The following is a 13345-nucleotide window of genomic DNA, read 5'->3' on the forward strand; positions in this document are numbered from 1 at the left end:
TATTTTTTAAAACTTAAATTTTAAGCTTCAAATGGAGTAACAGAAACGTAAGATCTGTTATCTCTTTTCTTTTGAAATTCTACAATTCCATCAACTTTTGCATGTAAAGTATGATCTTTACCCATGTAAACGTTTTCTCCTGGATTATGTGTAGTTCCTCTTTGACGAACGATAATGTTACCTGCAATTGCAGCTTGACCACCAAAAATTTTAACGCCTAAACGTTTCGATTCTGATTCTCTACCGTTTTTTGAACTACCTACACCTTTTTTATGTGCCATTTTATTGAGTTTTTATAGGTTAAAGTTAAATTATTAATGGTTATTTTTCAATACCACCATCTAATCTATCTTGTAATTCTTTTAATTCATCCCATTTACCTTCTGCAGCTAAACCAGCTTGTTTTGGCCAAGTATCAGTCACAATGTGCGATAATCTTGAACTTGCTTCAGATAAAATTTCGCTTAATTTAGAAGCGTCTGTTTTTGCTACTTTCGCAAAAGTATCAATTCCTGCAGCAACTAAAGCTTCAGCAGCTTTAGGGCCAGCACCTTCTATTTTCTTTAAATCATCTCCTTTTTTTGAAGATTTTTTTGGAGCAGCTTTTTTAGTTTCCTTTTTTGGAGTTTCTACTTTAGTTGCTTCCTTCTTTGGAGCAGCTTTTTTAGCTTCTGTTTTCTTGGTTGCTTTTTTAGCACCAGAAGCAGTGATAGATTCTATTTGAATCTCACTTAAAGCTTGTCTGTGTCCATTTTTCTTTTGGTAACCTTTTCTTCTTTTCTTTTTGAAAACGATTACTTTATCACCTTTTAAGTGACTTAAAATTTGAGCCGTTACAGATGCTCCTTCTATAGCTGGGGCGCCAACTGATACAGTTCCAGCGTCGTCAAGTAAAAGAACGTTATCAAAAGTTACTTTTGATCCTTCTTCTCCTTGTAAACGGTGAACGTATACTTTTTGGTCTTTTGCTACTTTAAACTGCTGCCCTGCTATCTCTACGATTGCGTACATACTATTTGTTTTGCGTATTTATACTTATTAGTTTGCATTGACTTACTGAAAATGCGGATGCAAATATACATCTTTTTTACAATATCACAATATTGTTTTTAATAAAATAATTACATCAAAATCAACCGAATAAAACCCTTTATTATTCTATTATTTGACGAATTATTTATAATTTTGAATACTTTGCAATTTGCACCTAAAATTTTATGTAACAAATAGAAAATAGTTGCGACAAACAATAAATTAATATTAATTAAATAAAAATCAATGAAAAAAAGTATTTTATCTCTTGCTTCAGCGATGTTGCTTGCATTTAGTGCAAATGCACAAAAAGTTGAATTTGAAGAGTACAATTTAGATAACGGAATGCATGTAATTTTACATCAAGACAATTCTGCGCCTGTTGTTACTGTTGGTGTAATGTATAATGTAGGATCTGTTGATGAAATTGATGGTAAAACAGGTATGGCTCATTTTTATGAACACTTATTGTTTACAGGCACAAAAAATATTGAACGTGGAAAATGGAGTGAAATACAATCTTCAAGAGGTGGAAGTGGAAACGCAAACACAAATTGGGACAGAACCTATTATTACGGAACTTTTCCTTCTAATGAATTAAAGTTAGGTTTATGGATGGAGTCTGAAAGACTTTTACACCCAATTGTAGATCAAAAAGCGGTAGATACTCAAAATGAAGTTGTAAAAGAAGAGAAAAGACAGCGTATGGACAATGCACCTTATGGTAAAATCCAATACGGAATGATTTACAAGCACATTTTTGACAAACATAATTATGGAAGACCTTTAATTGGTTATATTGAAGATTTGGATAACGCTAAATTAGAAGAATTTAAAGCGTTTTATGACAAGTGGTATATGCCTAACAATGCTGTGTTAGTTGTTGCTGGTGATTTTGAGAAAAAAGAAACAAAATCTTTAATAAAAAATTACTTTGGAACAATACCTGCAAGAACAACTCCTAAAAAAGTTAAAATTGTAGAACCGGAAAGAACTGAAGAAAAAAGAGTAACAGAATATGACTCTAACATTCAGTTACCAGCAATTGTTTTAGCATATAAAACACCTTCTATGAGAGATAGAGAGGCAAAAGTTTTAGATGTAATTTCTACCATTTTAAGTGATGGAAAAAGTTCTAGATTGCAAAAGAAGTTAGTGGAAGACAAAAAGAAAGCACTAGCAGTTTTTTCTTTTGGAAGACCTTTAGTAGATTATAGTGTTTACACAATAGGTGCAATTCCTTTAGGAGAAACTTCTTTAGATGATTTAATTAAAGAAATGGATGAAGAAATCTTAAAATTACAAACAGAATTAGTTTCTGATGAAGATTTACAAAAAGTAAGAAATAAGTTTGAGAATAGCTATGTAGCTGCTAACTCAAGTGTACAAGGTATTGCTTCATCTTTAGTAACTAACTACTTGTTAATGGGAGATACTAAAAGAATTAATACCGATATAGAAATTATAAACTCTATTACTAAAGAAGAAATTAGAGAGGTTGCTAAAAAGTATTTAGCTAAAAACAGAAGAGTTGTAATAGATTATTTGCCAGAATCTCAAAAGAAATAATAAAATAAAAGAAGAAAAATGAAAACTAAGATATTTTCAATAATAACATTATTATTCATATCAATAAATGTCTCTGCACAGATTGATAGAACAAAAATGCCAGAATCTGGACCAGCTCCAAAAATTAATATAGGAACTCCTAAAAAATTTACACTCAAAAATGGTTTACAAGTTTTGGTTGTAGAAAATCATAAACTACCAAGAGTTTCTGTTACATTAGATATAGATAACAAACCAATGGCTTTTGGAGATAAAGCCGGAATTGAAGGTTTTGTTGGCGGACTTTTAGGAACTGGGTCTACCAATATTTCTAAAGATGACTTTGATAAAGAAGTAGATTATTTAGGAGCTAACATTGGTTTTGGAGCACAAAGCGCTTATGCAAGTTCACTATCTAAATACTTTCCAAGAGTTTTAGAATTAATGGCAGATGCTGCATTTAACCCAGTTTTTTCGCAAGAAGAATTTGACAAACAAATGAAGCAAGCTTTAGATGGTATAAAATCTAGTCAAAATAGTGTTGCTGCAATTGCAGGTCAAGTAGATAGAGCTTTAACTTATGGTAAAGATCATCCTTATGGAGAAATCACTACAGAAACAACTCTAAACAACATCTCATTACAAGATGTTAAAGATTTATATGCAAAAATTTTCAAACCTAATAATGCTTACTTAGTTGTTATAGGTGATGTAGAGTTTGCTGATGTAAAAAAACAAATTACTCAACTATTTAGTGATTGGCAACCTGCTGTTATGACTCCTGTTACATTGCCTGAAGTAACAAATCCAGCAACTACAGAAATTAACTTCATAAACATGCCAAATGCTGTACAATCTGAAGTAGCAATTATTAGTGTTGTAGATTTAAAAATGACTGATAAAGATTATTATGCAACACTTTTAGCAAACCAAATTCTTGGTGGTGGTGGAACTGGTAGATTGTATAAAAATTTACGTGAAGACAAAGGATACACTTATGGTGCTTATTCTGGTGTTGGAGCAAGCAGGTATGCAAGTAGATTTAAAGCGTCTGCCTCTGTAAGAAACATGGTTACAGACAGTGCAGTTGTAGAAGCAATGAAAGAAATTAATACAATTCGTTACCAAAAAGCAACACAACAAGAGTTAGACATTGCAAAAGCAAAATACTTAGGAAACTTTGTAAAAGCTGTTGAAAGACCAAGTACAATTGCTAGTTACGCATTAAGCATTCTTCAAAATAATTTACCTGAAGATTATTATGAAAACTATTTAAAAAACATAAATGCTGTTACTTTAGATGACGTTCAAAACGCTGCAATTAAATATTTTAGAGGTGATAAAGCAAGAATTGTTATTACAGGAAAAGGAATTGATGTTCTTAAAAACTTAGAAAAAACTGATTACGTAATCAAGTATTTTGATAAGGAAGGTAATCCTACAGACAAGCCTGCAATGACATTACCAATTCCTGATGGAATGACTGCAGAAAAAGTAGTAAATAAGTATATAGAAGCTATTGGTGGTAAAGACAAAGTTATGGATGTAAAAACCACTTTAACGATTGCAAATGCAACTATACAAGGTACACCTTTAGTTATGACTATGAAGGCATCTTCTCCAAACAAATCTTCGCAAGAAATTGCTGTGATGGGTAATGTAATGCAAAAAACAGTTTTTGACGGTACTAAAGGATATTCCGAAGCTAGAGGTCAAAAAATGGAAATGCAACCAGACCAAATTGCAGAAGCAAAAAGCGGAAATGCTATTTTTAGTGATTTAGCATACACAACTGGAGAATTAGTAAGAATTGAGCCTTTAGAAGGTAAAAATGCAATTGTTTTAAAATACAATGATACTGAAGTATTTTACGATATGGCTTCTGGTTTAAAAGTAAAAGAAGTAAAAACAGTAAAAACTCCAGATGGTAAAGAAATAAAAACACCAACTGTATTTTCTGATTACAAAGCAGTAAATGGTATTATGTTTCCTCATTCAATTATGATAAAATCTGGACCAATGAACTTAGATTTTGTTATTAAAGAAATTAAGGTAAATGAAGGTGTTTCTGATGCAGATTTTAAATAATTAAAACAGAAACCTACTTAATTATTAAAGAGCCAAAACAAATTGTTTTGGCTCTTTTTTTATAAATTTATATTTTAAGGTTTCAGAAAATAAAACTTTAAAAATATTATTTTTTCTTGTTCACTAAATAAACACCCAATAAAATAATAATTCCAGCAAATATTTGTAGTAAACTTAATTTTTCTCCATCTAACATACCCCAAAAAATAGCTACTATAGGTATTAAATAAGTTACAGATGACGAAAAAACTGGATCTGAAATATGTACCATTTTATTATAAATAGTTTTTGCAATACCAGTTCCTACAATTGCTAAAACTGCAACATATCCTAAAGAATTCATTAACCCCTCATCTTGTAAACTAAATGTGGTGAAAAAATCTGTAAAAGATAATACCACAAACGCAGGAACAATTAATAACAAAAAATTACCTGTAACTATAGAAAGCGCATTTAAATCATTTAAATATTTTTTAACCATATTTGCGTTAAACGCATACCCAACAGAAGCAACAATTATTAATAAAGCATACCAATAATTTTGATCTGGATTTAAAACTGCTCCTTTTAAAATTAAAATTAACGTACCCACCAAACCAATTAAAATACCATATAATTGCTGTTTTTTAAAACCAAAGCCAAATATAATTGCTCCTAAAATTAAGGTGTTAAATGGAGTTAATGAATTTAATATGGAAACTATGGAACTATCTATACTTGTAATTGCAAAAGCAAATAAAAAACCTGGAACAAAAGTTCCAGCAATAGCCGTATAAACAATATACTTATAATGTTTTTTTTGAATTTTTTTTAATGATTTTGGCGCAACAGAAAGTAGAAAAATTGCTGTAAAAATCATTCTAAGCGCACCTAATTGAATTGGTGTAACACCTAAAAGTGCTTTTTTCATTAGAATAAAAGAACTTCCCCAAACTAAGGAGAGTAAAATTAAGTACAACCATTTTTGTTGTTGATTATTCATGTGATATTTTTTTCTATTTGCAAAAGTGTAACAATTATTAAGATATCAAATTGATTATTGATAAATTTGCAACATAATTTAATCACTAAATATTATGACAATCAAAAAAATATTCTTTTCAATAACAATAGCGCTTTTTGTACTAACTAGCTGTAATGAAAACAAGGAAGTAAAAAAAGAAAATATTTCTTTAGCTATTTCTGGTATGACTTGTGAAATAGGTTGTGCAAAAACCATTCAATCTAAATTATCTAAAAAAGAAGGTGTTTTAGATGCTAAAGTAATTTTTAATGATAGTATTGCAAACATTGAATTTGATGCAAACACAACGTCAAAAAAAAACTTAATTGCTTTTGTTGATGGAATTGCTGGTGGAGATTTATACAAAGCTTCTGAAACAGCTACAAAAAAACATTCTTGTACAGAAAACTGTAAGAAAGATTGTGAGCATAAAATGGCCAAAAAAATGGAGTGTAAAGAAGATTGTAAAATGGCTTGTTGCGCAGACAAAACTGAATAAGAAATTATTATATATAAAAAAATCAGGCTTTAAGCCTGATTTTTTTTGAGTTTTCTTTTCTTAAGCTATTAAAATTGATAACCTGTCCAACCAAAAACAGAAGTATCTGCACCTCCAGAAGTAGCTGCGGTTAAATTGATTTTTGCATTACCAGTAGTTGTATTTTTTACATCTGTAATATCTAAACCATTAGCAGTATTTGCTGTACCAGTAATATCGGTGTTATCATTTGCACTTCCTTTTCCATCTTGTAAATCTACTACATCAGAATATGTTGCATTTGCACCTAAAGCTATGTAAGCGTTAGTTATTATAGCAGTTGCACCTCTTCTAACTTTAATCGCATCAGACATATCTACACCTGCTGCATTATTTATTATGGTAATTTTGTTTATCGTAAAATTAGATTGATTGATATCTGTTGGTGTATTACCATCTAAATTACCATCTGCTTCAATTCCTCTTGGATCTGAAGTAACAGCTGTGTAACCATTTTCTCTTACACCATATAAATTTGTACAAGTTCCTGTATAACCCTGTGTAAAATCGAACATATCATCTTTTGCATTTACCACTAAAATATTTGTAGCATTTACAGTTCCTCCAAAAAATTCGATTGCATCATCATCACCATTTAAAATAGCAATATTTGAAATGGTTGTTCCAGAACCAACTCCATTTAAAGTTAAACCATTGTGTTCTGCCTCGTCATCAATTCTTGCTCCAGAATATTCAATTTTTACATAATTTAAGATTCCTGAATTATCATCTGAAATATTTCCTCCGTATAAAATACCCGTGTTTACTTCAGATGCAGAATTACTATCAGATCCATTTTGTCTACTTAAAGGTGCTTTTCCGTTCAAAATAATTCCTCCCCAATCACCAGCCTGAGGGTTTGTAGCATTTGAAGTAAATACAATTGGTGCATTTTCTGTTCCGTTTGCAATAAGCTTACCTCCTTTTTCTACTAAAATATATACATCAGTTCCTCCTGCTAAAGCGTTTATTCTAGTTCCTGCATCTATAGTTAATGTTGCTCCATCTTTTACTAAAAGTGCCCCTGTTAAATTGTGTGCAATACCAGATGTTAATCTTAAGTCTGAAGTTAGGTTTCCTGCTAAGTTTTGCGAAGTCACTTCTCCTCCAATAGCTCCTCCTCCAATTTCGTCATCGTTATCTAAAGAACAGTTAGAGAACAAAATTGTTGTTGCTGCTAACATTAATACAAATAATTTTTTCATTTTTTAATTGTTTAGTTTTTATGTTTGTTTTATTTATTGTTACAAATTTGCAACTGTAATGTTTCTTTATCTTTTTTTTAATCTTAAAGAAATGTTACCTTATTACTTGTTTATTTAAAATTCGTAAGAAACTCCTAAACTTAGGTTAACACCTTTTTTATAGTTACTTAACACTACATTATTTCCTGCAGCACTATCTCTACTTAACTGAAAAGAAGGATTTAATAAATTGGTTGCTTTTAAACTGAAATTATATTTATTGTTAATTTTGTAAGAAGAAACCAAATCTAAGGTTGGTATTCCTTTTTCGATGATGTTTTCGAAACCTCTGGTTCCAATAGAATATACTCTGTCGCTAAAATAGTTTAATACAATAGTTGACGTTAATTCGCTTTTTTCGTATTTTTTATTAAAAGATACATCTGCATTCATTAAAAAAGGTGTTGCCCCCTCTAATTCTGATGATGACTGTTGAAACTGAGCAATTGAACCACTATCTAAGTTTACTTTAGAATATAAATAAGAAGCATTTAAACCAGCATCTAAAGAAAATTCATTTGCTGCTGTATCATCATTTTTTAAAATATTTTTTCTTGCTTCAAATTCGATTCCAAAAATAGACGCATCATCTCCAACGTTTAAATAAGTTAAGGTGTTTCCTGCACTAGAAATTTCACTTCTAGAAATAGGGTTTAAAATGTATTTATAAAAACCTGTTACGGAAATTAATTCACTAGAAGAAAAATAACGTTCAAATTTTAAATCCACATTATAATTATCTGAAGGTCTTAAATCTGGATTTCCTTGACTTGCAAAATTGATGTCTTGATATTTGAAAGGAGCTGTTTCTTTAAACTGAGGATATGTATACGTTTGGCTTGCTGCAAAACGCAAAATATTATCATCATTAATACTATACTTTATATTTAAACTTGGTAAAAGATAAGATTTACTAATAAATGAAGGACCATCTACAATACTCTTTCCAATATTAGTTGCGTAAGTAACTCTTTGTTCTGCTTTCTCAAATTTTAAACCTCCAGAAACAAACAAATTGTCATTAAATTGATATACCAAATTTGTAAAAGCGCCACTAACCAATCTTTTTCCTCTGTAAGTGAATGGTACAATTTCATTTGGATTTGCTGCTTTAACATTTAAAGATGTTAATGAGAAAATATTAGTATCTATAGAGTTCTGATTAAAAATGGCATCTGGATCGTTTATAGAAATTAATGGTCCATTTCCAGTAAATCTATGATTAAAAATAGTTGCAGAAAATAAACGTTCTGTATATCTATAATCTACACCAAAATCTATGGTACTCTTATCTTCTTCGTTTTCCTTTAATTTGTAAGATATTATTGCTTTGGCTGCATAGTCATTTTCTTGAAGTTTAGAAAAATAACGTTCGTTTGTACCGTCGGAATTTGTGTTAGGTCTTGTTTCTCCGTTTCTAATTAAATACTCATTAGACCTTCTATCTGGTTCATTACCTCTAATAAAATTTAAAGCACCTTTTGCCTCAAAATCTAAACGTTCAGTAAGTTTATAATTTCCAATAAATTGATTTACATACAACTCGTTATTATTGGTTTGCTGTCTTCTTTGAAAAGACAAATCGCCTTCTTGTTGCGGATCATCTTTACCCAAATAATCTCCAATAGATTGTTTATTATTATGGATAAATAAATGATTGTAAGCTAAACTAAATACATCTGATTTGTACTTTATGTTACCCATAAGTAATTGAGATACATTATAATTATATTTAGAAAATTCTTGATCTCTAAAAACTAAACCTCCATTTGTATTTTGTTTAATGTTTCCTTCTTCATAATTATATTTGGCATCTGAACCACCAACAAAGAAAAAACTAAAAGTATTTTCTCCAACATCATATTTTTTACCATATTTGAATGAAAAACTATTATTTAATTGAAAATTTTGACCATTAGGATTGAAGGAATTTTGAAAATTATAAACTGAAAAATCTGTAATTGAATGATTCAGTTTTTGTGTACCAACTTTATTGGTTCCATCTATTGTTAAAAACTCTTTAAAAGCTGTTTGTGAGTTTACTCCTAAACCAAAACTTATACTTGCTTCTTGTTTTTTAATTAATTCTTTAGATTCAATATCAATATTTGCACCACCAACATCTCCTGAAATATCAGCAGTAAAAACTTTATTTATACCCACATTTTTAATAATGTTGGTATCAAAAAAATCTAAAGATATATTTTTATATTCTGGATCTTCAGAAGGTAACGGTAAACCATTTAATGTTGTAGAATTATAACGATCTCCTAAACCTCTTACCACAACATTTTTAGATCCTTTAGAAACACCAGCTGTTTTTGTAACTGCACCTTCTGCATCAGAAACTCCTTTTACAGATAATTCTTGCGCACCAATAGTTGTTTTAATAGAAACTGCTTTCTTTTGCTCTAGAATTAATGCACTAATTTTTTCTTTACTAGTGGAAGATCTTACAATAATTTCATCCAAACCAACTCCTTCTTCAGCGGTCATTAATTGATTTATTGTAACGGTTTCACCAGCTTTAATTGTAAATGTTTTTTCTACAGTTTTATATCCTAAAAAGCTGAACGATATAATATGTGTTCCTGCTTCTACTTTAAAAGTATAAAGCCCATCAAAATCTGTAGTTGCTCCAATTGTGGTTCCTTTAATAAATACATTTGCAAATGGCAAAGGATCGTTATTAGATTCTTTATCGGTTAATAAACCTTTTACAGTTCCTTTGTTTTGTGCAATTAAAACCTGACTTAAAGCTATAAAAGCAACGCATAAAAATTTCTTCATTATTTGTGAATTTTACTTATGCAAAAGTCTAGTTGTTTTGTAAACTATATGTTAGCTGTAAATTATGCTTGGGTTAGTATAGTATTAACTGAATGTTAATTTTAATTAATTTATTAACCGTTTGTTAATTTTAAACAAACATTAAAGTGAACAAGTAAAAATTATTTTTTCATTTTTTTAAACGATAATTACAATTAGTCAAGGCTTTTTTTTTTAAATGGAATAATGCTGGATATTTTGTTTTGTGGTTTGAACAAATAAAATTAACTGGTAAAAGAGAGCTTGTTATATCTTCAACAAACACAACACAAGTAAATTGCTCATTATTGAATAGTAGATTTAATATAGACAGAGATTAATGCTATAAGAAATAGAAGTAACAAAAGTACTTACATTTTAAATAATACTGGTTTTTATTCAACAAATATATCTACGCTTTTTATAGATGCAATGTACAAACACAAAGGGTTTTCATTTATGGGAGAATATGCAAACAGAAACGCACACGATGCCATTACAAAAAATTCTGACGAAACTTTAATAGGTGATATTGTACAAGTAGAAAATGATTTAAATTTACAAACTAGATTTTTTTTAAAAACCATAGAACCTTCCCTATAATATACAAATGTTACATTTAGTAAAAAATATTATTATAAAAGGTGATGAAAATTAATATATTTTAGGAATATCTAAATATATTGCAGGTCATAAATTAAAAGTAGGCGTATATTTTTTACGCAATTAACATAACATAAACATAACATTTACAAATTTTTGTGTTTGTAAATTTGCAGAACTAAATTTTAAGGAAAAAATGGGAGATCCATATATTTTAATGCTTGTTGCTTTAGCAGTTTTAGCTATTGTAGACCTTGTTGTAGGAGTTAGTAATGATGCTGTTAATTTTTTAAATTCAGCAATTGGTTCAAAAGCTATTTCAGTAAAAAACATTATGATAATTGCCAGTTTAGGAGTATTCTTTGGAGCAATTACCTCTAATGGAATGATGGAAGTTGCTAGAAAAGGTATTTTTAACCCAAGCATGTTCATGTTTCAAGATATCATGTTCATTTTTATGGCAGTTATGATTACTGATATTCTTTTGTTAGATATTTTCAACTCTCTTGGAATGCCAACATCAACCACAGTTTCAATTGTATTTGAATTGTTAGGAGCTGCAGTTTGTATTTCGCTTTTAAAAATATCAGCAAACGATGGACAATCTGTTTCAGATATTTTAAATTATATCAATTATAAAAAAGCATTAGAAATTATAAACGGAATACTACTCTCTGTAGTAGTAGCATTTTCTGTTGGAGCATTAGTACAATTTGTTTCTAGGTTAATTTATTCTTTTAATTTCGAAAAAAGAGCAACCTACATAAACGCCCTTTTTGGAGGTTTTGCAATTACTGCAATTACTTATTTTATTATTATAAAAGGAATGAAAGGAACTCCTTTTTACAACGATGTAAAGTTTTTAATTGAAGGAAATACCTATACTATTATTGGAGGAAGTTTTGTGGTTTGGTCTATAATTTCTCAACTATTAATTCAAGTTTTTAAAATAAATATCTTGAAATTAATTATTGGAGTTGGAACCTTTTCTTTAGCAATGGCTTTCTCTGGAAACGATTTGGTAAACTTTGTTGGTGTACCAATTGCGGCTTGGAACTCTTATCAAGCTTGGGAAGTTTCTGGCGTTGCTGCAGATAGTTTTTCTATGGAAATTTTAGCTGAGAAGGTACCTTCTAACGTTTGGTTATTATTGGTAGCTGGTGCTATTATGGTAATTACTTTATGGACTTCTAGCAAAGCTCAAAACGTAATTAAAACTGGTATTGATTTATCTAGACAAGGAGAAGGGCATGAGAAATTTCAACCAAATCCATTATCTAGAATTGTTGTAAGAGCTGCTATGGCAATTAACACTGGTATTAGTTATATAGTACCAAAATCTACGATAGCTTTTGTGGACTCTAAATTTCAAAAACCAGTAATTTCTCTTACAAAAGATAAAACTTACGAATTACCTGCTTTTGATTTGGTAAGAGCTTCAGTAAATTTAATTGTAGCAGGAATTTTAATTTCTATTGCTACATCTATGAAATTACCATTATCTACAACCTATGTTACATTTATGGTTGCCATGGGTACATCTTTAGCAGACAGAGCTTGGGGGCGTGAAAGTGCAGTATATAGAGTTGCAGGTGTTTTAAATGTAATTGGTGGTTGGTTTTTAACAGCTTTAACAGCATTTTTATCAGCAGCATTAGTTGCCTATTTAATTAGTTTTGATATGGTTATGATTCCTATTTTATTAGCAGTTGTTGCTTTTTTAATTGGACGAAACACATTAATTCATAGAAATAAATCTAAAGAAGTTAAAAAACAAGAATATATAGAAAGAGCTGAATTAATTACTATAAATGGAGTAATTGAAGAAAGTGCTGATCACATATCTGAAGTTGCTACTCGAGTAAATAAACTATATACAAATGTTGTAAACGATTTAGCAAATCACGATTTAAATAAATTACGTAAAACCGACAAACATGTTGGTAAACTTAATGATGAAATTGACGGTTTAAAAGATGGCGTTTTCTACTTTATAAAGTCTTTAGATGACACCTCTGTACAAGCAAGTAGGTTTTATATTATGGTTTTAGGTTATTTACAAGATGCTGCACAATCTATTAGTTATATTTCTAGAGCGAGCTACAAGCACGTAAATAACAATCATAAAAACTTAAAGAAAGGGCAATTAAAAGATTTAAAAGAAATTGATGTAGAATTAACTTCTTTACTACAAAAGGTAAACGATGTTTTCCAAAAAAGAAGTTTTGACGATTTAACATCTATCTTAATTGAAAAGCAAGAGTTATTTAAAAATGTTTCTTTGTCAATTGAAAAGCAAGTAGAAAGAATTAGAACTGATGAAACAAGTCCTAAAAACACTACTTTATACTTTAGTGTTTTATTAGAAACGAAAGATTTAATTAATGCTTTAATGAATCTTTTAAATACTTATGAAGAGTTTTATTTAAGTACTAAAGCAAATAAATAACCTACAAAAGGCTTTATTTTAAAACAAAATTT

At 29.5% G+C, this 13345-nt stretch carries 10 protein-coding genes; 5 read left to right on the forward strand and 5 right to left on the reverse strand.

Annotated elements, in window-relative coordinates:
- Positions 1–20: 20 nt before the first annotated feature.
- Positions 21–281, reverse strand: a complete 261-nt coding sequence (rpmA, locus tag FDT66_RS03075; RefSeq protein ID WP_015481656.1) for a 50S ribosomal protein L27 — start codon at positions 279–281, stop codon at positions 21–23.
- 40 nt (positions 282–321) lie between these two features.
- Entirely contained in the window at positions 322–1011 is a 690-nt protein-coding gene (rplU, locus tag FDT66_RS03080; RefSeq protein ID WP_138534670.1) for a 50S ribosomal protein L21, read from the reverse strand.
- Positions 1012–1278: 267 nt separating this feature from the next.
- Here rplU and FDT66_RS03085 point away from each other — a divergent pair, with 267 nt between their 5' ends.
- Positions 1279–2601, forward strand: coding sequence for a M16 family metallopeptidase (locus tag FDT66_RS03085; protein ID WP_138534671.1), 1323 nt, complete (start codon positions 1279–1281; stop codon positions 2599–2601).
- An 18-nt stretch (positions 2602–2619) separates the two neighbouring features.
- The gene (locus FDT66_RS03090) at positions 2620–4668 is read left to right on the forward strand and encodes a M16 family metallopeptidase (RefSeq protein ID WP_138534672.1); all 2049 of its coding nucleotides are present in this window, start codon (positions 2620–2622) and stop codon (positions 4666–4668) included.
- A gap of 106 nt (positions 4669–4774) precedes the next feature.
- On the opposite strand, the gene FDT66_RS03095 is transcribed toward FDT66_RS03090, so the two are convergent.
- Positions 4775–5650 (reverse strand): DMT family transporter, encoded by an 876-nt coding sequence (locus FDT66_RS03095; RefSeq protein WP_138534673.1) that lies wholly within the window; start codon positions 5648–5650, stop codon positions 4775–4777.
- A gap of 94 nt (positions 5651–5744) precedes the next feature.
- On the opposite strand from FDT66_RS03095, the gene FDT66_RS03100 reads away from it, so the two are divergent.
- Entirely contained in the window at positions 5745–6170 is a 426-nt protein-coding gene (locus FDT66_RS03100) for a cation transporter (RefSeq protein WP_138534674.1), read from the forward strand.
- A gap of 68 nt (positions 6171–6238) precedes the next feature.
- Here FDT66_RS03100 and FDT66_RS03105 read toward each other — a convergent pair whose 3' ends face one another.
- Positions 6239–7414, reverse strand: a complete 1176-nt coding sequence (locus FDT66_RS03105) for a hypothetical protein (RefSeq protein WP_138534675.1) — start codon at positions 7412–7414, stop codon at positions 6239–6241.
- Positions 7415–7528: 114 nt separating this feature from the next.
- Entirely contained in the window at positions 7529–10243 is a 2715-nt protein-coding gene (locus FDT66_RS03110) for a TonB-dependent receptor (protein ID WP_138534676.1), read from the reverse strand.
- 450 nt (positions 10244–10693) lie between these two features.
- Between FDT66_RS03110 and FDT66_RS13980 the strand changes: the two genes are divergently transcribed.
- Entirely contained in the window at positions 10694–10864 is a 171-nt protein-coding gene (locus FDT66_RS13980) for a hypothetical protein (protein WP_171032299.1), read from the forward strand.
- A gap of 196 nt (positions 10865–11060) precedes the next feature.
- Complete coding sequence (locus tag FDT66_RS03115; RefSeq protein ID WP_138534677.1) at positions 11061–13313, forward strand: inorganic phosphate transporter; 2253 nt, start codon at positions 11061–11063, stop codon at positions 13311–13313.
- Positions 13314–13345 lie beyond the last annotated feature (32 nt).

Source organism: Polaribacter aestuariivivens, assembly GCF_005885675.1.
Taxonomy (GTDB): Bacteria; Bacteroidota; Bacteroidia; order Flavobacteriales; family Flavobacteriaceae; genus Polaribacter; species Polaribacter aestuariivivens.

Excerpts from the sequence above, each read along its gene's own strand:
- FDT66_RS03110 (WP_138534676.1), bottom strand. The coding sequence starts at position 10,243 with ATGAAGAAATTTTTATGCGTTGCTTTTATAGCTTTAAGTCAGGTTTTA.
- FDT66_RS03115 (WP_138534677.1), top strand. The coding sequence starts at position 11,061 with ATGGGAGATCCATATATTTTAATGCTTGTTGCTTTAGCAGTTTTAGCT.
- FDT66_RS13980 (WP_171032299.1), top strand. The coding sequence starts at position 10,694 with ATGTACAAACACAAAGGGTTTTCATTTATGGGAGAATATGCAAACAGA.
- FDT66_RS03100 (WP_138534674.1), top strand. The coding sequence starts at position 5,745 with ATGACAATCAAAAAAATATTCTTTTCAATAACAATAGCGCTTTTTGTA.
- FDT66_RS03105 (WP_138534675.1), bottom strand. The coding sequence starts at position 7,414 with ATGAAAAAATTATTTGTATTAATGTTAGCAGCAACAACAATTTTGTTC.
- FDT66_RS03085 (WP_138534671.1), top strand. The coding sequence starts at position 1,279 with ATGAAAAAAAGTATTTTATCTCTTGCTTCAGCGATGTTGCTTGCATTT.
- rpmA (WP_015481656.1), bottom strand. The coding sequence starts at position 281 with ATGGCACATAAAAAAGGTGTAGGTAGTTCAAAAAACGGTAGAGAATCA.
- FDT66_RS03090 (WP_138534672.1), top strand. The coding sequence starts at position 2,620 with ATGAAAACTAAGATATTTTCAATAATAACATTATTATTCATATCAATA.
- FDT66_RS03095 (WP_138534673.1), bottom strand. The coding sequence starts at position 5,650 with ATGAATAATCAACAACAAAAATGGTTGTACTTAATTTTACTCTCCTTA.
- rplU (WP_138534670.1), bottom strand. The coding sequence starts at position 1,011 with ATGTACGCAATCGTAGAGATAGCAGGGCAGCAGTTTAAAGTAGCAAAA.